The sequence below is a fragment of the Brasilonema octagenarum UFV-OR1 genome (assembly GCF_963888615.1).
Taxonomy (GTDB): domain Bacteria; phylum Cyanobacteriota; class Cyanobacteriia; order Cyanobacteriales; family Nostocaceae; genus Brasilonema; species Brasilonema sennae.
Genome location: NZ_CAWPKW010000396.1, coordinates 1 through 22,021, shown reverse-complemented (window position 1 = coordinate 22,021; position 22,021 = coordinate 1). Strand labels below are relative to the sequence as shown.

The window sequence follows — 22,021 nt, the reverse complement described above, 5'->3', positions numbered from 1 at the left end:
GGCGTAGCCGTGCCGCAGGCATAGGGGGCGCTACGCAAACCCAGAGGGTTTCCCGACAGAGGCATCTGGTGAGTCCAGCGCTGCGGGAGGGTTTCCCTCGTGCCGGCTCTGGCGAACCCGAAGGGCGAACCCGAAGGGTAAACAGTTAACAAAGTACGCGACGCGATCGCCACTAGCAACATATGACACAACAAGAGCAAGTAGTTGCTTTAATGCTTCGTTTGCAGAATATAGGCTGCCGAATTTGGGCTGAAGATGATAAGTTACGGATTCGTACTAGCAAAAATGCCCTCACTCCTGAACTCAAGCAGGAAATTCAAAACAACAAAGCAGAAATATTAGCATTTTTAAAAACTGCCAAAGCCAAAACTGTTATGGCAGAGGAAATTCCCACTTTAAGCGCTGATGCCCCGAAATTTCTTTCCTTTGCTCAACAACGCCTTTGGCTATTAGCACAACTGACTGGACCATCAGCTACTTATAATATGCCGATGGCTTTACAATTGGAAGGCAACCTTAATATTGATGCCCTGCACTCTAGTTTGGCTTATCTGCTTAACCGTCATGAAAGTCTGAGGATGTATTTTCCTACAGTGGCGGGACAACCGCAAGTCCTGATCCAAGATTTAGATAAAATCGAAGTTCTAACAGTAATAGACTGGCAAAACCTTGATGAACATCCTCATTGCCCCTTATCCCCAGAGGGGACCCCGAGTTCCCCAACCGTCCAGCGTTTCATCGATGCTCATGCTCAAGAACTGTTTGACTTAAATACTGGTTCTTTGTTTAAAGCAAAACTGCTGCAATTGCAAGAGCAGAAATATGTTTTGCTCATCAATATGCACCATATTATCAGTGATGGCTGGTCCATGGGCGTATTTGTTCGTGAGTTGCGGCAAGCTTATACCGCATTTACCCAAAGTCAAACCCCAAACCTTCCTCCCCTGCCCATTCAATACAGCGACTATGCAAACTGGCAACGCCAGTGGTTAGAAGGGGAGGTATTAGAAAACCAAATCGACTATTGGAAACATCAACTTAAGGATGCTTCTCCATTACTGGAATTGCCAACCGATTATCCTCGCCCAGCACAGCAAAGTTACCGAGGCGATCGCTATACCTACTCTCTCACGCCGGAATTAAGTGCTGCCGTTAAAACTTTGAGTCAACAACAAGGTGCAAGTCTATTTATGACCTTGTTGGCAGCTTTGAGTATTCTGCTTTATCGTTACAGTCGCCAAAACGATTTGTGTATTGGTTCTCCCATTGCCAACCGTACCCATAGCCAAACTGAATCATTAATCGGCTTTTTTGTCAATACCCTTGTGTTGCGTACTCAAATCAAGCCTGAGCAAAGTTTTATCGAGTTCCTGCAACAAACTCGCTCCTCTTGTTTAGATGCTTATGCTCATCAAGACATCCCTTTTGAGTTTCTGGTAGAAAAGTTACAACCAGAACGCAGTACGAGTCATAATCCATTATTCCAGGTTATGTTCGCGCTGGAAAATAATGAAAGTCCAGACCTGAGTTTACCAGGATTAGAGATTCAATGGCTGGGAGTGAAGGGTGCGATCGCTAAGTTTGACTTAACACTTTTGGTCATGGAATATGACAATCAGTTAAATTGCTCTTGGGAATACTCTACCGACCTTTTTGAGAAGAGTACTATCCAACGGATGGCAGAACAATTTGAAGTTCTACTGAAGGGAATTCTTGATAATCCGCACCAACCGATCAACACTTTGCCTTTGATGACAGTGGCGGAACTGCTGCAACTACAATGCTGGAATCAAACTCAAGCCGATTATCCTCAGGATAAAACTTTAGTTGACTTATTTGAACAACAAGTTGAAAAAAACCCTGATAATCTCGCTTTGGTGTTTGAATCCCAAAGCTTAACTTACCAACAACTAAATCAAAAAGCAAACCAACTTGCTCATTATTTAATTCAAAATTACCAAATAAAGCCAGACACTTTAATTGGTATCTCTGTTGAACGTTGTAGTTAGATGATTATTGGTGTATTCGGTATCCTTAAAGCAGGTGGGGCTTATGTACCGATTGACCCCAATTATCCACAAGAACGGATTGGGTTCATGTTAGAAGATTCTGGGATATCGGTGTTACTAACCCAAAGTTTCCTCAAACACCAATTACCCACATCACAACTGGAACACACTTGTCAAGTTATCTGTTTGGATGAGGAAACTTTTAGCGAAGAGTTAACCCAGAATCCCAGTCCTCAAAGTACACCACTAGATTTGGCTTATGCGATCTATACCTCTGGTTCTACTGGAAGACCGAAGGGGGTAATGATTTCGCATCGAGGACTGGTCAATATGACTTTGGCAGTTGAGCAAATTTTGCAAATTCAACCCCAAAGCCGTTTGCTTCAGTTTGCTTCTTTCAGCTTCGATGCTTCAATTTGGGAAATTGCTACTGCAGTTGCAGCAGGGGCTTGTTTATATCTTGCTAAAAAAGAAACTTTGTTATCTGGTCAAGACTTAGTGAATTTTTTAGGCGATCGCAAAATTTCCCATGTCACGTTACCTCCTTCAGTCTTATCCCTATTACCTCAAGCGACGTTACCTAATTTGCAAACCGTAGTTACTGCTGGTGAAGCTTGTCCAACAGAATTAGTTATTCGGTGGGCAAAAGGACGGCGTTTTTTTAATGCCTACGGACCAACGGAATCTACGGTTTGTGCAAGTATCGCTCTCGTTGAACCCAATGGCAAAAAACCGCCCATCGGTCAACCTTTGCCCAATATCCGCATCTATATTTTAGATGCAAATAATCAACTATTACCTCCAGGAATACCTGGCGAGTTGTGTATTGCTGGAGTGGGTTTAGCAAGAGGCTATCTCAATCGTCCTGATATTACCGCCGAAAAATTTCTTGAAGTTGAATTGTTTGGTAAAACTGAGCGAATTTACAAAACTGGCGACTTGGCAAGATGGGGAGATGATGGCAACCTAGAATATCTCGGTCGCATTGACGATCAAATTAAACTAAGAGGTTTTAGAATTGAACTCGCTGAGATTGAATCAATTTTATTACAACATCCATTAGTTAAAGAAGCAGTTGTCACCTTATATAAAACTGAGAATAACCAGACTTTAATTGCCTATGTAACGGGAATGACCACTGATTTGTCTACCCAACTAAAAAATCACCTCAAATCCCGTCTACCTGATTACATGGTACCTGCTCAGATCATCTTACTAGATGAATTGCCTTTAACTCCCAATGGCAAAATTGACCGTAAAGCTTTACCTCTTCCCAATTTTGAAGTTGGAAGCTCATATACAGCCCCGCGCAATCAAGTGGAAAAACAGCTAGCACAAGTATGGTCTGCTGTACTCGAACGTCAAGAAATTGGCATTCATGATAACTTTTTCGACTTGGGTGGTCATTCTTTATTAGCGATGAAATTACTCAATAACATTCAACAGGTGTTTGAACAAGAACTTTCCTTGAGTAGTTTATTTCAAAATCCTACTATTGCTCAACTAGCAGAACAACTTTGTAATACTAAAGTTCAACAGTCCCATCCCGATTTACTCTCACTCCAACCTCAAGGAGATGCCGTCCCTCTATTTTGTCTTCCTGGCGCAAACGGACACGGTTTCTATTTTAGAGATTTGGCAATTCATTTAGGAAATGAACGACCAGTGTATGGACTGGAAACTCCAGGAAGAGACGGACTGAATGCACTCCCTGATTCAGTACCAGCCCATGCCACTCAACTGATTTCGCTATTACGTCAGCAGCAAGCGACAAGTCCATATATACTAGCAGGATACTCTTCAGGTTGTGCTGTTGCTTTTGAAATGGCTGCTCAATTAGAACAGCAAGGTGAAAAGGTGGGTTTACTGGCTATCTTTGACGCCGGACTCGTTTCTCACCCTGAGTATATAACTGATAGAGCAGATATTGATTGGATTTGGCAATTGATTCAAAGAATTGAAGCATTAAAGGGCGTTTCTTTAGGTTTGAAATACGATGATTTAGCTGCTCAAAGCGACGATCAAGCCCGTTGGGATTTGGCGGCGGAGTATTTATACCGACATAACGTTCTACCGGAAAACTCAACTCTTTCTTTACTAAAAACTAATATGAAAGTGATGAAAGCTCTGACGCTTAATTACGCAAATTATCAGCCCAAGTATCCAATTTCTGCTCCTATTATTTTATTTCGCGCTCAAGAAATTCATGAAATTGTTTTACAAGAACTGCAAGCTATTTCCAATTACGATTTACCCGATTGGGGATGGCTAGCATACACTCAAAACCCTGTCAAGGTGATATCTGTACCTGGAAACCACGGTCGAATGCTTTATGAACCCAATGTAAAAATCTTAGCCACAGAATTATTAAACACCATCAAATAATTTTACCAAAGAACTAATGGAAATTATCGTTGTATTAAGCCTAAACTAATTTTTAAAATATGCAATCTACAACTTTTGTTAAGAAAACTTCAACGAATGATTCTTCTCCGGGTTTTAATCAATTTTGGCAGAATGTCAGAGCGCTCACAGGAGCTTACTGGTATCCAACAGAGGCAGAAGGAAGAGCATTTTCAGATGTGATTCGTTCATGGGTAATGCTCATTATCCTGATATTATTAATCATCGCACTTGTGGGCGTAACTGCTTTTAATAGCTTCGTTAGTCGCTATTTGGTTGATGTCATCGTTGAAGAAAAAGATTTTACGAAATTTGTTGATACGTTATTGGTTTATGGTGCTGCCCTTGTCTGCGTAACGCTCTTAGTAGGATTTTCTAAATTTGTTAGAAAACAAATCGCTCTTGATTGGTACCAATGGCTAAATAATCATATTTTATCAAAATATTTGAGCCATCGTGCTTATTATAAAATCAACTTTAAATCCGATGTTGATAATCCAGATCAACGAATCTCCCAAGAAATTGAACCTCTGACCAGAAATGCTCTCTCGTTTTCCGCTACTTTCCTAGAAAAAGTGCTAGAAATGGCTACTTTTTTAATAATTCTCTGGTCTCTTTCCCAATTTGTTGCAATTGTATTGGTTGCTTATACGATAATAGGCAATTTAATTGCTGTTTACTTGGCTCAAGAATTGAATAAGATTAATCAAGAGGAACTCGAATTTGAAGCAGACTATACTTACAGTCTGACTCATATTCGTAATCATGGTGAATCAATAGCTTTTTTTCAGGGAGAAAAAAAAGAATTAAATATCATTCAGCGAAGATTTTCTAAAATTATTCAAAGTTCTAAACGCAAGATTAATTGGGAGAGAACTCAGGATATTTTTAACAGAGGATATCAGGCTATTATCCAAATCTTTCCATTTATAGTACTCGGACCTTTACACATTAGAGATGAAATTGATTTTGGAGAAGTTGGTCAAGCCAGTTTAGCTTGTAATCTGTTTGCCAGTGCTATGGCAGAATTAATTAGAGAATTTGCAACTTCCGGACGATTTTCCAGTTATGTTGAACGTTTAGCTGAGTTGTCTGGTGCGTTGAAAGCTGTTACGCAACAGCCAGAGAATGTGAGTACCATTCAAACAATAGAAGAAAACCGTCTGGCTTTTGAGAATGTTACCTTACAAACACCAAACTATGAACAGGTGATCGTCGAAGATTTGTCAGTTACTGTTCAACCGGGAGAAGGTTTATTGATTGTTGGACCGAGTGGACGAGGTAAGAGTTCTCTGTTGAGAGCGATCGCTGGTTTGTGGAACGCAGGAACTGGTCGTTTGGTACGTCCTCCCCTAGAATCTCTCTTATTTCTGCCCCAACGTCCTTATATTATTTTGGGAACATTGCGCGAACAATTACTCTATCCTCATACAACTCGTCAAATGAGCGATCAAGAACTTGAAGAAGTTCTGCAACAAGTCAACTTGCAAAACTTGCTAAATCGAGTCGAAGGCTTTGATACAGAAGTCGCTTGGGAGAATATTTTATCGCTGGGAGAACAACAACGCTTGGCTTTTGCACGATTGTTGATTACTCATCCCAGCTTTACTATTTTAGATGAAGCAACCAGCGCTTTGGATTTGACAAATGAAGGCAATTTATATGAACAATTACAATCAACGAAAACAACTTTTATCAGTGTAGGACATCGAGAAAGTTTGTTTAATTACCATCAATGGGTTTTAGAACTTTCACAAGATTCCAGTTGGCGACTTTTGACTGTTCAGGATTATCGCCTTCAAAAAGCCAACGAAATCATTACTAATCCCCCCGACAACTCTCAAATTACAGAAGCCAACGAAATTATTACTAATTCCCCCGACAACTCTCAAATTACAGAAGCCAACGAAATTATTACTAACCCTCCCGAAAACCCTCAAATTACAGAAGTCAACGAAATCATTACTAACTCTCCCGACAACCCTCAAATTACAATAGATGTTTCACTACAAGACCAATCATTAAGTCAACCAGAAACCAGCACAATTTCAGGATTTTCTCATCAGGAAATGCAACAATTAACAGGCATTAATGTAAACACCATTAGAAGCAAGGGAAGCCTTGGCAAGACTATCACAACCAAGGATGGCGTGACTTACCGCTATGACAAAGATCGCAACGTATTGAAATGGATCAGAGTTTAGGGTTCTGTTGCAAAAACTCTTTGCAATCTGTTAGAAGTAAAACTGGTGATGCTCATGTTGAATGGCAAGCTTCTAAATGAACTTCAAATTTTTGCCATAGAACCTTTTTTAGAATCAAGGTCATGCTTACTAAACAGCAAAGACAACTAGTTACTTACAAAAAAATTACGATTTATGAACGAACATACAAATTACCTCTTATAAAAAATAGCAGATTAAAAGCTATTCAAAAAAAGATTAAAGAACGTCGAAGATTAATTCAAGAAGGTGTTCGACATCATCAGCTTTGGGGAATAATTAAGCTGAAAGAAAAAATTAGTCAGGATAAAATTTTTAAAGAAAGCCAACTATTAATAAAAGATTATACTCATCTTATTTATTTTCTAGAAAAATATAAGGTAACTTATCAACTTTTTTTGGTTAAGCTGACTGATGATTTTAAAAAACTGTTTATTCAAAAATACCTTGAAATAGAAAATTTAGAGAAGGAAATAAAAAAACTAGAAATCAAAAATTATAAAAATCAAAAAATACTCGATGAATTAAAATGGGAAAGACAAGAGAATCTTAAAGCAGTTTTACTCTTGAGTAATGCTTGTTTTTTGATGTTAGAAAAAATAAAATTGCTTAGTGAAGGACTGAAAACTCTGGCAGAAGATACCAAAAATCAAAAGCAAATTGTCCAACAAGTAGCCAAAGATTTGGAAGTTTATCAAGAAATTTACGAATATCAAAGAAAAGCCCAGAAAGTTCGTAAAGAAATAGTAGAAATAGCGGAGACTGCAATCAATTTTGAAAAATATTTACAAGATTACTTTAATCCCTTTCAATCGTTAATAGATGAAGTCGTAAAAGTAGATGAAGATTTTTACTCAACTGTTGGAGAAATTAAAAAATTGGCAGATAATATTTTCGAGTCTCAGTCTAATTTGTTAATTCCAAAAGAAACTGACGCAATTTCTGAAACGTTTCTAGACTTTATGGTATCAAGTTATGAAAAAAAAGAAAGATTAAAAGATGCTTTTATTCAATGTCAATTACTAGATTGGCAAATTCATAATTTTGATTCAGCCGATAATTTCTTCTCTATAAACAAAGACATTAATTCAATATCTAACTATATCTCCAATCAATTTACCGAACGAAGAAAAGAGATAGGGATAGCAGAAACAAATTTTGTTCCTATGACGTCTTTCCCTACTGCTCAAGGTACTGGATTAACAAGACTGACTAATGACGATCGCACCTGCGGAATGTGGGTTAAAAAGAAAAATAACATCGATTATACCAAATTGCAAAGTCTTCTTGCCCAGCAGAAGTGGAAAGAAGCTGACATTGAAACCACTACATTAATGCTAAAAGTCATAGGTAAAAGTTATTGGAATGAAGTTTATAAGGAAGATATTGATAACTTTTCTTGTAAAGATCTCCAGACTATTGATCAACTGTGGGAAGAATACAGTCATGGTTATTTCGGCTTCAGTGTTCAGCAAAGTATTTGGAGCGAAATGGGTAGTCAAGTAGACTATGAAGCAGAAAAGAGACTCGGCGATCGCCTTGGTTGGCGAAAACAGGGAAACTGGTTAGATTATGATCAACTAACTTTTGAATTATCCCCCACAACACCCATAGGACATCTACCAGCGCAATGGTTGCACTATGAGCATTCAACCTTGGATTTATCCCCAAAGTCATCTGCAGAACACCTTTCTATGGGAGCATGGCGAGTCGGATCTTGGTTAGTTTGGCAGATGCATTTATTCTTTTCTCGTGTCAAAATTTGTAACTGAACTGTACTTATCCGTTAATCGCACATTTCTTAATAATACCGATAAGTAAAACAAAGCTCATTTGAGGATAGACATGAATAATAGTAAGCATTCTGATGTAGAAATAGAAATTTTACTTTTGGGAAAATGGCGTTTTAATACGTCTTCGGAAAAAGTCACTATTGAATTTAAAGATGATATGACTTATGAACAAACCAAGATTCAAACATTCCTTTTCTCTAAACCTAAAGAACTTCTAACAGGTAATAAATTTACTGGGGTATGGTACGTGAATCAAAAAAAATTGTATTTAAATGTTAGAAGTATGCCAAAATCATATTTGAATTTAAGAATACCACTAGCTTTTAAAATTTATATAGCAGATATAGTAGCCACTTTAGGTTCTGTGTTTATGCCAGAAATTTATGAAATTATGAGAATTAATAGTTCTAAATTTTTAATAATGGATAAAGAGGAATCAATTATTGGCACAAAAATAAAATAGTAATTGCAAGGAAGTTAACCGATAATCTTTTTGAGGTTATCCCCATCAGTTTTGGACTCAACTACTTTTTATACTAGACCTCTCCAAAAATGGCTATGAAACCTTTACCGCGCTTGCACTAAAAATCATTTTTGGAGAGGTCTACTGGGAGAAAGTAGTTGATTGTTTATCTGTGGAGTTTAGACTTTCGTTCGCTGCAGACAAAGATGTTCTTGCAAAATTGGTGGGATACTCCCCAAAGACAGCTGTACCAACGATGAAACTGTGATTGTCATGTTTGTGAAAAAGTAAGTTAAAAACCTTGTGGCTTTAGCATACTATTTCACGATCGGGCCTGAGCCAAAACTTAGCTAAAACCGTGTCTCATAATCAACTTGCAAACGACTGTCGTCTGAGAAACTAGTTGAACCTCGCACAAGAACATCATCATTGACTCGATAGATAACGTTATAACGGAAAGATTCATCGGCTAAGAAAACCCGTGATAGGGAAACAGAGAAATTCTTACTTAAATCAAATACACCTTCTGCTGTCAAGCCGAGAACTGATTCATTTTTGCTCTGCTTGGAAACAGAGGTAGGAGAGATACGAAATTCACTAAAGCCGATCGCCTGTCCGATCGCAGTAATTCTTCCTTGTAAGCTACCAAATATAGTAGAACCAGCGAGGGTCGCAATTCCAGTTGTTGCGTCTGATTGACCGAAGCTATTAATAACAGAACCGCCTAATAAGGAAATAATTTCTCCCTCACTGCGGTTCGGTTCGCTAGTTAGTTCCAGATTACCAGCTGACAATCGACTCGCTGGTCCTGTTGCTCTGGCGCGAACGCGAATGGTACGTAAAGTTCCAGGCTTATCTTCATCATCATCACTAATACTAATTTCGCTAGAAAAAGGAGAACTCAAAATGCGACTACCTCTTCCCCCTGATGTCTCCGATACAATTGCCACAAGCCGCACATCTAAGTCGGGGTCGAGTTTTCCACTGGGCGTAAACTCCGCAGTCTGTTCATAACCCCGTTCTAAGGTAAACTGAGTTGTAAATAAGTTGACTTGTCCTCCCGTCAGACGAATAACTCCATCGGGAAGAGGTTTGGCTAATGGACCATTGATAGTCAGATCACCTTTGGCGTCAAAGCTGAGTATAGAAGGACTGAGTTGACCTCCTGGTACAAAGCCGCCGAGTATCGGCTGAGTGGAGACACGAATACCTTTATCTAGAACAAGCTGTAAATTATTAAACGTTATAGGTAAATTTGGTGGAGTGGCACTGGCTGCGGTGTTACCTTGTGTATTTTCTGGTTCAAGACCATATGTTGTTGTTGGACTATCAGGTGTTGTAGCTTGTCCCGTTTGTGTTTGTTGGATGGTGAAAGTCTTTATTGCATTATCGGTTGTCTTTTTTGTACCTGATGGTTTTGTACTCGCTGTATTCGATTGTCCAATCACAACTTGACCATCACTTAGGGTAATTTTTCCACCAACATTAGGAGATAGTGCTGTTCCACCAATGACAACATCACCAGTGACACCCCCTTCATACAACCCTTGAAGCTTGAAATTCAGATTGTTCACCGATACAGTCAGAGGATTTGTTGCAGCTTGCTGCTGTGCTGCTTGATTTGCAAAAATGGGCAGAATTCCCGCAGCAGTCACGTTACCTTTATTGTATTGCCCTTGAAGACCTTCAACCAATAGTGTGTCGCCATTAAATTGCAGCGTTCCTGTTACATTTGTCAAGGGTTCGGTTAAGGCTTGAGCTTCAATTGTCGCATTATCGACTCTGGCGACTCCGTTAATAATTGGCTGCTTTAAAGTTCCTTGAATATCTACATTAACTTCCCCTAGACCATCCACCCAACTGACTTGTTGATTGGTAAACAAGTTTAACAGAGCTAATCCTTCATTCTGCACTTTGGCGTTGATCCTGATTTGATCGCTATCTGGTTGAACTGAAGCGAAGGGCAAAGCAAAAGGTATGTTTCCTGTAAGATTAACAGGTTCTGTCCCAGTTAACAACAAGGTACTACCAAAATTCAAACGAGCATTGCCATAGTTGAAATTTAATTGCCCTGTTTGCACTGGCTGTTGATTTATAGTACCATCCACCAGTGTCAATTCTCCGATCGCGCTGGGGTCTTTTGAATTACCACCCAATGTAGCGACAGCACTCACATTCCCTGTAACATCAACTGGTAATTTGTCTATGAAAGGCTGTGCAAGTGATAAAGGTAAATTTGTCACGCGCACCTGTCCGGACAGTTGTTCTGTTCCTAACTGCCCGGAATAAGCTACAAGTCCTGGATTCAAGTCCACACTCAAGGGTAATAGTGTCACAATACCATTTGCAAAAGTGCCTCTGGCTATGACATCTTTTATTGAGTACTCACCCCATTTCCAGTTATTGCCCTCAAAATTAAAGCTAGCATTCAACCCTGACTGTAAAGAACCAGCAACTTCAATTCCTCCACTAAGAGTACCTTGTAATTCTGCTAGTGTGGGCAAAGTTGTTGGTTGATTTTGCTGTTGTTGCTGTTGTGCAACTGGGGTGGGAATTTTTGAGAAAAACTCTAGCTGTGTGAGCAAATCTGCATCTGGCAAACTAACAGGCTTTGTTTGCAAAACTCCTGAACCCGCCAATTGTGGACCTTGCAACCCTCCACCAAAATCCCCAAAGTCAAAAACTTTGAATGCTTCTAAGAGTCTTTGGATTTTCGTTTGGTCAAAGTTAGCTTGGAGTTGAAATTGGGGGTTGTTTCCTGTTTTCACATTTCCACTCAGGGCAATGCTGCTATCTCCTATCTGCAATTGACCATTTGTTAAGCTACCAGCACCATTAGCATAACTGATGTTACCTCGAAACTCGTCTGCTGTGACTCGACCAAGACGAGGTTCGGCGATCGCCACATCTCCCGCCGCGCTATAGTTATTAAGATTAACCGTTAAATTGGCAGATGCTTGTCCTGCTAGAGGTTTTAACGTATTGTTAGGAATGAATCCCTCAGCAAGAGCTATAGGAAAACTTCGCACATTAACGAGCAAGTTGTCTCCCTCTGTTCTACCAGTTGCAACTGCCTCACCACGTTTGAATAAAAATGAAGTTGGGCGATTGTTCGGACTAATATCAACTGCAACTTGGTCTTGCCTACCTGCCAGTCGCAATTGTCCTCCTTGTCCTCCCTGATATCTTACGTTTCCAGCTAAAGTCGGGTCAAACGCTAAACCATTGACATTTAAATTTTCCAACCGGATGTTTCCACCAAGCAATGGTGCACTTGGAGTACCTGTGACTCGTCCTGTAAAATCAAGTTGTCCTTTCAGCGCTATCTTACCAGGAAGATTACCGCTCGCTTTCTGGAGATTGTAATTCCGCGCTTGGACATTGAGATTGAAACCAGTCACTTGAGGTGTACCCGTTTCTGGTACTTGAACAGCAACAACACCGTTAGCACTCAATCCGGGAGAAGTTGCACGTTGAAGAATAATCTGTTGTCCATTCCACTGAACTTGTGCTGTGATTGGTTGTGCAAGCAGCGATAACCCTTGTGATAAGCCGACTTGTCCTGCAACTCGAATATTTGAAAGCGCAAAAGATTCAGTTGTTCCTGCTAACTGTAAGTTGCTATTAAGTCGTCCTTGCAGTTGTTGGGAGAAACGGTTGAGTTGAACTTGAGAAATATTAGCAGCTGCTTGCCAGCGACCATTATCAAGATTAATATTTCTGACGTTAACCGTACCTCCTGCCACACCACTGAGGTTTGCTTGTCCAGAAGCTTGAATCGTTGACGGTTGAAAGGAAGCGGTGGTTCCCGATAAATTCAACTGACTGCTTAAGACTCCCCCTTGAACCTGGGGTGGTACTTGTGCAAAACGACTCAATTGAACTTGCTGTGCATTCACAAAAGCTTGCCAGCGACCTTGTGCTAGCTGACCTCTCGCCCTAATTGTACTACCTGCCACTCTCGCAACAGCATCTCGCAAGAGAATACTATTACCCTGTTGATTGACAACAACTTGCCCAGTGGTAGGATAAGTGGCTGTGGGTGCTTGCACCTGTGCGACTGTTTGGAGATTGCCAAGTGAGCCAAAAGTCCTAGCGTTTGCTGATATATTACCAATGGTGAAATTGGGTGAAGCTTTGTAAGCTTTGGCTATGGCATCACCTGGTAAATTTTGAGCTAGGACATTTAACGAAACTCTGCCTTTTGGTGCCAACTCAACTTGACCGTTTGCTGTAATTTTGCCTCCGATTTCTGGCCTGGCTTCAACGCTGGCAATATTGACTTGTAACGGCTGCTTACCAAGTGAACCAGAACCAAGAGAACCAGAGACTTTGGCGTTGGCGGATATACCACCAATATTGAAGGGAACTGAAACGCCATAACCTTGGGCGATCGCATTTCCTGGTAAATTTTGAGCTAGAACATTTAACGAAACGTTACCTTGAGGGACAAGTTGAACTTGACCGTTTGCGGTGACTTGTCCTCCGGCTGGTGGCGTCACTTGAACGCTGGCAATATCAAGCACCAAAGGTTGTTTACCACCGCTTGGTGAACCAGAAATTGCAGCTTTCGCTGATACATTACCAATAGTTGTGGGGGGAGTAAAGCCGTACGAAGTTGCCAGTGCATCTGCTGAAATCCCTTCAGCTTGAATGTTAAATTTCGCTCCACCTTGTTGGGGATTAGCTGCGAGTGGAATTTCACCGCCACCTGTAATTTGTCCACCTGTTGCAGGAATTATCTGCAGGTTAGAAACGGCAAGAGTAGATGCAGTTTGAGATACACTCAGACGAAAGCCAGTGCTAATAGTCTTAAATACAACGCGGTCAACTTGAATGGGTTTTGTGTTGCTTGCTGTTCCGCTCAAAATTGGCTGTTGAATTGATCCTTGCAACTGAATGTTTGATTGTATTTCTCCAGCAACCGGAACGGGTAAATTCACTTTCAGCGAATCGAGAACATTTTTCGCACTAACCGGCTTTACCTGAGCTGAAATGTTGAAACCTGTTTGAGTATTGAGAGATCCATTGACCAAAGTCGGAACTTTGCCATAGTTCGTGCTGAGATTTTCTAGAGTAATTGTCTGCCCTTGGAAGGTTAATTTGCCATTGGAATTGATAAACTTTTGGGGAACCTTTTGAACTTGAGCCGTGACTTGATTCGCAACAGCCGTTCCATTAATCGCTATTTCCTGCTTATTGGGTTGTTGCTGATCCGGCTGTAATTGTACCGTTAAGTCAGCACCCACACGACCTGCTTCCAAAACAATTGGTAACTCAATTAATCGACTAACATCAGATGCTAGAAAATTCTGCGTTTGTACCTTGAGGTTCGTTTGTTGTGATTTCAGTCGTGTGTCTCCGCTTATTTTAACTGTCCCTCCCCTGGTTGGTTGAGCACCAATGTCATAGGTAACTCCTTCATTTTTCGGCAAAAATCGAGCAGTTCCACTCACTTGATCTAAAGCAACTGAACCTTTGGGTGTATTTGGTGTTGATTTTGGCACTAACACCACATCCCCATTCTGAATTTTTAGTGTCTGCAACTCAGTTTGAATAACACTTTTTCCTTCTCCTGTCTTAATTTGAGTTGTCACCCAACGCCCTTGCTTATCTTGTTCAAGGTAGACATTAGGTTGAACTAAAGTGACATTTAACCCCAATGTCCGTTTGAAGATAACTTCCAAGGGGGAGAACTCTACTTCCACAGCTTTTGCTGCAACGGTGTCTGGATCTGTGGGAGTTGCTGGTATTGAAAGCGAGCCAAATCTCAGGCTAGAAAGGGAAAATCGCTCAACTGATCCTATTTTCACTGGTCTTCCAACCAGTTGCTGAAGATTTTTTTCTACTAATGGTGCCAAATCTTTATACACATAGTTCCTCGCCCACAAAACACCACCTGCAATTCCAGCTAATAAAATCACTCCGAAAACAATACTAGTACGTCCTAACAGAAGGAGCCACAAACGACGATTCTTAGGCTCTTGTTCATTTTCTGAATTTGGAGAGCGCGTCATACTCGTTACCAGTATTGTTAGTTAAAGTGGGTAATTAAATTAGCAATTTACAGTTTCTCAGGCTGAGTCAAATAAGTTTAAATTGGTTTTCAAACAATACAAAATTATGTTACTGGAAATTGTCATGTTTGGTGGAACTACTTTTTGTGAATTTTGATCAACGTGACTGCTCCACTGTAATTGCATCATCAATACTGAAAACGACTATAGCGAGAAAATAGGGTAAGATGCTGTAATCTTCGTGGAGAAATTAAAGTTATGATCACAAATCTGACTACAGAAGTATTTTTGCAACTATCAAAAGGAATAATTAAGCGAAGACACGTATAAATTGCATATTTTCTAGTGATCACCGTGATGATTAACAATCAATAAACAAGTTTATTTTGAACACACTACTCAACAGTTATCAGTTATCAGTTGTCAAGTTTTATTGTGATTTTTAATACAAAAATTAATGATATGCCTGATACAAATGATTTTTTTACAATTATTTACCCCCGCCAGATAAATTTCTGCTTTCGGTGCTGGCTATTTGTATTAACCTTAAAGTGAACGGTATTAAGGGAGTCAGAGTCTCTCACTTCTAAAACCGGTGTGTTTCAGTTGGCGTACAAATCTCGTTATGTAACCTTGATAACTGCGTAGGTAGCTGGTCACTCATTTAATGCTCCTTACTTGTTGTTGTTTTAGTTTGACTCTGGACTTTGTCGGAAGTGATCAAACTTTAGCCACCTATCCAAAAAATGATTTAGATGTTAAGATTTTTTGTCAAGCTCAATCTTATGAGTATAAATACTACAATCTTGTAATTCCATGAATTAAGGGTATGCATCTATGCAATCATCTGGGCGTCGTCGAATATTAGTAGTGGACGATTGTGAACTCAATCTGGCTTTGCTTCAAACTGCTTTAGAAGAAGAGGGCTACGACGTTGATACAGCCAACAATGGGAATATAGCTTTAGCAAAAATAGAGGCTTCGCCACCTGATTTAGTTTTGTCAGATGTGATCATGCCTAAAATGAACGGTTATGAGTTAGCCCGATGTATCCGCCAAAATGAGAAGTTACCTTTCATTCCTATTTTGCTGATTACAGGTACTCAACAGATGAGTAGTATGCAAGAGTTAGATATATGGTTTGATGATTTTATCCGTAAGCCCATCAATTTGGATAGATTGCTTGCACGCATTCAGGCGTGTTGGAACTAAATCAGAGAAAAAGCGGTCAGCCATCTTGATGTGACCACGTTTTGGTCAATGCTGAGAAAATGAGGATTTGAGTTATCACCGTTCCCCAAGCGCTTTTGTATTCATAACGCTAGAAGGGGCTTTGATGAGCTCAAAGAGGGCATCACAACGAATGTTTTTAACAGGTTAATAATCTAACTCTCTTCGACCTTCCAAAGCTCTTGCCAAAGTCACCTCATCGGCGTACTCCAAATCCCCACCCACAGGTAAACCAAAAGCAATCCGCGTCACTTTGGTAAATGGCTTTAGTAATTGACCAACGTACAGTGTTGTTGTTTCACCTTCCACACTTGGACTAATTGCCAAAATCACTTCTTGAGGCTTGTGCTGACTCACCCTTCGCACCAAAGCTTGGATAGTCAACTGTTCTGGACCAATGCCCTCAATTGGAGAAATCACCCCACCTAAGACATGATACTTGCCTTTGAACTCACGGGTTTTTTCCAAAGCAATCAGGTCACGGGAATCTGCTATCACACACAGAGTCGTGTTGTCACGGTTTGGGTTGCGGCAAATTTCACAAACTGGTTCAGCAGATAGGTGAAAACAAACAGAACACAAACCGACTTGTTTTTTTGCCTCAATCAAAGCTTGCGCCAGAGCCTCAACTTCTGCTTCTGGTCGCTTTAAAATATGTAATGCCAGACGCTGGGCAGTTTTAGGACCGACTCCAGGTAAGCGTTGGAGTTGTTCAATTAAACGTGCTAGAGGGCGTGCGTAAACCGTTGTCTTATCTCCAATGAGTTCTAATCATAACTATGATGGCATTTATAAGAGCTTGGTGGGCACTGTTTGGGAGTTATTTGGTTATTCTTTCAACAAACACAGGGGTGTAGGGGAGCCACTGCCCTTCGGGTATCTCCTGCGGAGACGCTACGCGTATCTCCTACGGAGACGCTGCGCGAACGCTCTTAGCGTGCGCTTGCGCTTACGCAGTCGCCTACGGAGGAGCCAGTACTGCGGGAGGGTTTCCCGACAGCCAGGTATCTGGCGTTGGAAACCCTCCTGCAGCGCTGTCTCACCGCTCCGCGTCTACGTTTTTTTTGTTCACGACTTATCTAGGATTGCTGTATCCCCTAAACTTGATGCGAAGCCAGAAAAGCTTCCACTTCATCTGCTGTGGGTTGAGAGGCGATCGCCCCCGCTTTCATCGTCGTTAATGCCCCCGTTGCACTTGCATATTTCACGATTTTTCTGGCGGTTTCTGAATCGTTTAAGCTTTGAATACCATGACTCAGCAGCTGGTGCATGAAACCAGCAACAAAGCTATCCCCTGCACCTGTTGTATCAACGACGGAGGGAGAAAAAGCAGGTAATTTACCTTCGTTTTCCCCAAGGCAGTAGGCGCAGCCATGTTCTCCATCAGTTACCAGCACACCGTCAACGGTGCCAAGTCGGTAAGTGATTACCCCTGGATCGGCGGTATCAAATAGCCATTCTGCTTCTTCTTTTGAAAGTTTGATAAAGTCTATATACTTAAATAATTCTTGAATTTTTTGTGGAGCAATGTCAGGATTTGTCCAAAATACCGGACGCCAGTTGACATCGAGCAAAATTTTGACATCATATTGCTCTGCCATTTGAAGTGCGCGGTGAATTGCTTGCGCACTTTCAGGATACGCTAGTCCCAGAGTACCTAAAATCAGAAAATCTGCTGCTTGAAATAACTCCTTCGGTATTTGATCGGCTTTGAGGCGCGTATCAGCAAATTCTGTAGTTTCATAATCTTTAAATCCAGCAAAAGTGCGATCGCCCTCAAGAGAACGCACAACATTTACTTGCCGCGTTGGTGCTGTAGAATGACGCTGTACTCCAGTTGTAGCTACACCTACTTCTTCTAACAATTCTACCAATTCATTACCTGGTGCGTCCTCACCAACACAACCAATAAATGCCACTGGTGTCCCCAACTTCACTAAAGCACAGGCGACGTTAGCTGGTGCTCCTCCAGGGTAGGCAGTCCATGACTCAACTTCTTCTAGCTTTCGCCCCAGTTGATCAGCTAAACAATCGAATAAAACTTCACCCAGGCACAAAACACGGGGATTACTCATTGAATTTCAGATTTTGGATTAGGATTTGCCAGTATAAAATCTACAATGATTTGTGTCACTATGTCGGCAATCGTTCATACAATGAAATAGCAATTTCTATGAATCAATTTAGCTATTAACGATGGTGAACACTGCTTATTTGCCATCAGTATTATTTCTATTATTTTAAATTGAAATTTTATAAATATTACTTATAAATAACTGATTTGGGATGAGGTGAAGTGTAATGGTGTGGGGGGAGCAGGGATAGCGTCCTGATAATTTCGGATTTTCAACCTTGATCTTTTTCTATCTTCTGCTCCGATACTGTAAACCCAACTCTCAAAGAAAAATAGTATTTATGCCTACACTTGAAACATCTACCTACAAAAGAATCTTCTAGAATGGGATAGAGCGATTGAGTACATATACCAAGGAGGAGAAAGTAACTCTATGGCTGGTGGCGAGTCTCAGACCCCCGTTAGTCTGTCAGACAGAGAACTGCAAATTATCGATTTAGTGGCCGCTGGCTTAACTAACCAAGAGATTGCAGGTAAATTAGAAATAAGCAAGCGTACAGTTGACAATCATATCAGCAATATTCTCACCAAAACAGGTACCGACAACCGAGTGGCTCTTGTCCGCTGGGCTTTGCAATGGGGCAAAGTCTGCCTGAATGATGTTAATTGCTGTACTTTACCTCGGCCTGAGCAAAAAGAATAGATAAACTGCTAGTATACTGCCAAGCTCATTTTGACTGGTTACTTATTGTTCTCCTCACAACTTAACGTATAAGTGTAAACCTCTCAAAATCAAGCACCACAGAGTACTCGACTATGTTGTCTTGGGTAGAGGTTGTATTTCCTCAGATTATTCCAACTGTACGCATAAGGACACGAAAAGCGCGGCAGAAAGCGCAACTTTGCTCTTTTTTAAGTTTGTCCACCAGAGCAGAGAAACCAAGCTTTCTTGGCTTTTAAGTGGAAGAACCTTGCCGTTGCTATGTGTCCTTATTAAGATTTTGCCTTTAGTCAATCAAAGAAAACCAAATAGTAAACAAAATTTAGCAACTATCTCCAGGCTAAAACGCTACATTAAAAAGAAATCTCTGTTGGTTTATTAGCTTAGGAAGCAGTGTAGCAATGAATACTTCCGCTTCGGCTATTGGTAGCTTGTCTTTCTATAACTTTTTCAATTCTGATTTTACAGTACCTCAGCCCACACAAGATGCTGATTTACTCAGACAGCTGTCGTTTTTGCCTGGATTAAAAGAAATTTTAATGCTGCGTCAGGTTCATGCTCTAGAACACGCTACAGTTTGGCTTCTGAGTGCATCAAAAAACGTCCAAGCTTCCAAAGGAAGACCAAGACCAAGCAATTTCCAAGTTGACAACGAACTCTTGGGTGGTTTGTCCACGGAGCGGGGATTCTATCTTTATGGTGAAGTTAATATCAGCGATTTGCGACGTGCAGTCACACTCGCCCTACATCGCCTCACCAACGGAGAATGGGACTTGGCTGTACATCCCCGTTGTGGAACAAATGTATCAGTAGAAATGCTGTTGACAGCAGGACTAGCAGTGGGGATGCATCTGCTGCTACCGCGAGGACTAATTGAGCAACTGATAGGTTTGGGAGTCGCGACGACAACAGCGGCTGAACTCGCTCCTGACATTGGTGCTTTAGCACAGCGTTACCTGACAACTTCCATTCCCTTTAACCTCAAAATTGAAAATATCACACGTACGCGTGACCTTTGGGGACGACAGGCGTATTTTGTTCAAGTGCAGTGGCGGGAGTAGAGAGCAGGGAGCAGGGGGAAGGGAGCAGGGGACACCGGAGTTGGGAGAAGGGAGGAGGGAAAAAGGGAGAAAGGGAGGGAAAAAGGGAGAAAGGGAGGGAAAAGTTAATGCGAAATCACTCTTTTCCCACACTCCTACACTGTTTTCACCTTTTATCTCAAGCGTGAATGATTTCTTCGGCCGCTTTGACTAATGTTTCATCCATCCATGCATTAATACTCTTTCCAACCTTTCTAGAAGCTATAAAAATTTTTCTGTGATGCTCAGGAGATGTGCGAAAAGGAAGTTTACCTGAGAAAGGCTTATCTGGTTCTTCTCCTAATTCCGCGCAAAATTCTAAGTAATCATCTACAGATTCCTCAAATGCTTGACGAGTTTCTTCCACAGTTTTTCCTTTAAAAGACACAACGTCTTTAATATCAATCACTCGTCCAGAAAGCATTCCACTTTCTATATCAATTTCAAGTTCACCTGTATATCCCTTATATTGAAACATAGATCTAATTACTACTCCTTTTTGTCTAGTAGCCACAAAAAATATTTGTGATTTTTCTGTTTTTATTTGAGAAATCTCAGAAAAATGTGCTTGTTTCATATTTTGCGGGAACGTTAATCGCACCCGTGGTCGTCAAGAGTATAGCCAGACATGATATCACTTCTCATCTCGCCATTTCCCGGTTTGAGTTGTAGAATCATTGGCTTGTGTGTTGAATATTCTTGTGCTTTATGTCTTTAGACCCTGATTTTGCCATCTTACTGCGTGCTTCGGCTGACCGCTTGTTCTTTTTATTGGAAAAATTCGCTTCTGCACGGGTGCTGGTTATCGGAGATTTGACTTTAGACGAGTTTCTCACAGGTGAAGTGGAAAGAGTTTCTCGGGAAGCACCAGTGTTGATCCTGCGCCATGAAACCACCAAGCAAGTTCCAGGAGGTGGGGCAAATGCGATTTATAATTTTGCCCAACTGGGAGCAAAAGTTTTGGCAGTAGGGCTTTTGGGCAAAGATGAACAGGGAACAGCGCTACGTGGTCTTCTGGAAGCTGCGGGAATCAATACTGATGGCGTTTTTGTTGACTCCAGTCGCCCAACAGTGACTAAAACCCGAATTTCTGGTCATTCGCGTCAATCGGTGACACAGCAGATTGTTCGCTTAGACCGAAAGTCGGATGATTTGCCAGACTTAGATTTACAAGTTCAGATATCTCAATATATTAAAGAACGTATTGATGAAGTAGATGCCGTTGTCTGTTCTGACTACGGGGATGGAACTCTAACTCAGCCTGTGATTTCAGCAGCACTGTCTGCTTCTCGAACTATTGTGGATGCTCAAAAACATCTGGAACGGTATCGTGGAGGAACATTGTTTACTCCAAATTTGCCGGAAGCAGAACTTGCTGTTGGTTATGCAATTACTGATGAAGCAACTTTGACTCAAGCAGGACAAGACTTGCTGGCGTTGACGCAGGCGCAACATATACTGATTACCCGTGGTGAGCAAGGGATGAGTATGTTTAACCGCGAGGGTAGCGCATTTCACATCCCAGCTTTTAATCGGACGAAGGTGTTTGATGTCACAGGTGCTGGAGATACTGTAGTGGCGGCGTTAACTTTAGGTTTAACTGTTGGGGCGTCGGCTTGGGAAGCTGCAGTTTTAGGTAATTTGGCAGCTAGTATTGTGGTGCGACGGTTTGGCACCACAACGACAACTCCTGAAGAAATGAGGGTGGCGTTGCAACGGTTGTTGGAGGAAGGTTAATATCATGTCCGCCTGGTTAGTTGTCATTGCGAACGAAGTGAAGCAATCGCAGAGACTTTGTGATTGCTTCGCTCCACTTCGTTCCACTCGCAATGACATTGTGTAATTAATTCTGTTCGACTACTTATTCCTACTGTTGATGTCGTGTGATACTAAATCGGCTTTTATAACCCCCTTTTAACCCAAGCGATTAGAAATCGCGGCTACACAAACAAAGTCCCTTCGGGTTCGCAGTCGCCTACGGAGGGAAACCCTCCTGCAGCGCTGTCTCAC

At 41.1% G+C, this 22,021-nt stretch carries 11 protein-coding genes and 1 pseudogene; 8 read left to right on the top strand and 4 right to left on the bottom strand.

Annotated elements, in window-relative coordinates; genetic code table 11:
• Positions 1–182 precede the first annotated feature (182 nt).
• The 4 genes and pseudogenes from AC5590_RS34690 to AC5590_RS34675 all read left to right on the top strand — a co-directional run bounded on the left by AC5590_RS34690 (position 183) and on the right by AC5590_RS34675 (position 8,890).
• Positions 183–4,394, top strand: a pseudogene (locus AC5590_RS34690) (non-ribosomal peptide synthetase).
• A gap of 59 nt (positions 4,395–4,453) precedes the next feature.
• Complete coding sequence (locus AC5590_RS34685) at positions 4,454–6,616, top strand: ABC transporter ATP-binding protein/permease (RefSeq protein ID WP_169267733.1); 2,163 nt, start codon at positions 4,454–4,456, stop codon at positions 6,614–6,616.
• 122 nt (positions 6,617–6,738) lie between these two features.
• Positions 6,739–8,406, top strand: coding sequence for a GUN4 domain-containing protein (locus AC5590_RS34680; protein ID WP_169267732.1), 1,668 nt, complete (start codon positions 6,739–6,741; stop codon positions 8,404–8,406).
• A gap of 73 nt (positions 8,407–8,479) precedes the next feature.
• A complete protein-coding gene (locus tag AC5590_RS34675; RefSeq protein WP_169267731.1) occupies positions 8,480–8,890 on the top strand; it encodes a hypothetical protein in 411 nt (136 codons plus the stop codon).
• A gap of 350 nt (positions 8,891–9,240) precedes the next feature.
• Here AC5590_RS34675 and AC5590_RS34670 read toward each other — a convergent pair whose 3' ends face one another.
• Complete coding sequence (locus AC5590_RS34670) at positions 9,241–14,907, bottom strand: translocation/assembly module TamB domain-containing protein (protein WP_169267730.1); 5,667 nt, start codon at positions 14,905–14,907, stop codon at positions 9,241–9,243.
• A gap of 837 nt (positions 14,908–15,744) precedes the next feature.
• On the opposite strand from AC5590_RS34670, the gene AC5590_RS34665 reads away from it, so the two are divergent.
• The gene (locus AC5590_RS34665; RefSeq protein WP_169267729.1) at positions 15,745–16,119 is read left to right on the top strand and encodes a response regulator; all 375 of its coding nucleotides are present in this window, start codon (positions 15,745–15,747) and stop codon (positions 16,117–16,119) included.
• Between the two features lie 165 nt (positions 16,120–16,284).
• Here AC5590_RS34665 and recR read toward each other — a convergent pair whose 3' ends face one another.
• Positions 16,285–16,899 (bottom strand): recombination mediator RecR, encoded by a 615-nt coding sequence (recR, locus tag AC5590_RS34660; RefSeq protein WP_169267734.1) that lies wholly within the window; start codon positions 16,897–16,899, stop codon positions 16,285–16,287.
• A 335-nt stretch (positions 16,900–17,234) separates the two neighbouring features.
• Positions 17,235–18,212 (bottom strand): carbohydrate kinase family protein, encoded by a 978-nt coding sequence (locus AC5590_RS34655; protein ID WP_169267728.1) that lies wholly within the window; start codon positions 18,210–18,212, stop codon positions 17,235–17,237.
• Between the two features lie 432 nt (positions 18,213–18,644).
• On the opposite strand from AC5590_RS34655, the gene pedR reads away from it, so the two are divergent.
• Complete coding sequence (gene pedR / locus AC5590_RS34650; RefSeq protein ID WP_169267727.1) at positions 18,645–18,914, top strand: photosynthetic electron transport-dependent transcriptional regulator PedR; 270 nt, start codon at positions 18,645–18,647, stop codon at positions 18,912–18,914.
• 419 nt (positions 18,915–19,333) lie between these two features.
• The gene (locus AC5590_RS34645) at positions 19,334–19,993 is read left to right on the top strand and encodes a DUF6391 domain-containing protein (RefSeq protein ID WP_169267726.1); all 660 of its coding nucleotides are present in this window, start codon (positions 19,334–19,336) and stop codon (positions 19,991–19,993) included.
• A gap of 157 nt (positions 19,994–20,150) precedes the next feature.
• On the opposite strand, the gene AC5590_RS34640 is transcribed toward AC5590_RS34645, so the two are convergent.
• Entirely contained in the window at positions 20,151–20,489 is a 339-nt protein-coding gene (locus AC5590_RS34640) for a type II toxin-antitoxin system HicB family antitoxin (RefSeq protein WP_169155534.1), read from the bottom strand.
• Positions 20,490–20,719: 230 nt separating this feature from the next.
• Here AC5590_RS34640 and rfaE1 point away from each other — a divergent pair, with 230 nt between their 5' ends.
• On the top strand, positions 20,720–21,748 hold the full coding sequence (gene rfaE1 / locus AC5590_RS34635) for a D-glycero-beta-D-manno-heptose-7-phosphate kinase (RefSeq protein WP_169267725.1): 1,029 nt from the start codon (positions 20,720–20,722) through the stop codon (positions 21,746–21,748).
• Positions 21,749–22,021 lie beyond the last annotated feature (273 nt).

What these genes read in the sequence shown, in the direction of transcription:
- AC5590_RS34685 (WP_169267733.1), top strand. Translation starts at nt 4,454, where the DNA reads ATGCAATCTACAACTTTTGTTAAGAAAACTTCAACGAATGATTCTTCT.
- AC5590_RS34680 (WP_169267732.1), top strand. Translation starts at nt 6,739, where the DNA reads ATGCTTACTAAACAGCAAAGACAACTAGTTACTTACAAAAAAATTACG.
- AC5590_RS34675 (WP_169267731.1), top strand. Translation starts at nt 8,480, where the DNA reads ATGAATAATAGTAAGCATTCTGATGTAGAAATAGAAATTTTACTTTTG.
- AC5590_RS34670 (WP_169267730.1), bottom strand. Translation starts at nt 14,907, where the DNA reads ATGACGCGCTCTCCAAATTCAGAAAATGAACAAGAGCCTAAGAATCGT.
- AC5590_RS34665 (WP_169267729.1), top strand. Translation starts at nt 15,745, where the DNA reads ATGCAATCATCTGGGCGTCGTCGAATATTAGTAGTGGACGATTGTGAA.
- AC5590_RS34655 (WP_169267728.1), bottom strand. Translation starts at nt 18,212, where the DNA reads ATGAGTAATCCCCGTGTTTTGTGCCTGGGTGAAGTTTTATTCGATTGT.
- pedR (WP_169267727.1), top strand. Translation starts at nt 18,645, where the DNA reads ATGGCTGGTGGCGAGTCTCAGACCCCCGTTAGTCTGTCAGACAGAGAA.
- AC5590_RS34645 (WP_169267726.1), top strand. Translation starts at nt 19,334, where the DNA reads ATGAATACTTCCGCTTCGGCTATTGGTAGCTTGTCTTTCTATAACTTT.
- AC5590_RS34640 (WP_169155534.1), bottom strand. Translation starts at nt 20,489, where the DNA reads ATGTTTCAATATAAGGGATATACAGGTGAACTTGAAATTGATATAGAA.
- rfaE1 (WP_169267725.1), top strand. Translation starts at nt 20,720, where the DNA reads ATGTCTTTAGACCCTGATTTTGCCATCTTACTGCGTGCTTCGGCTGAC.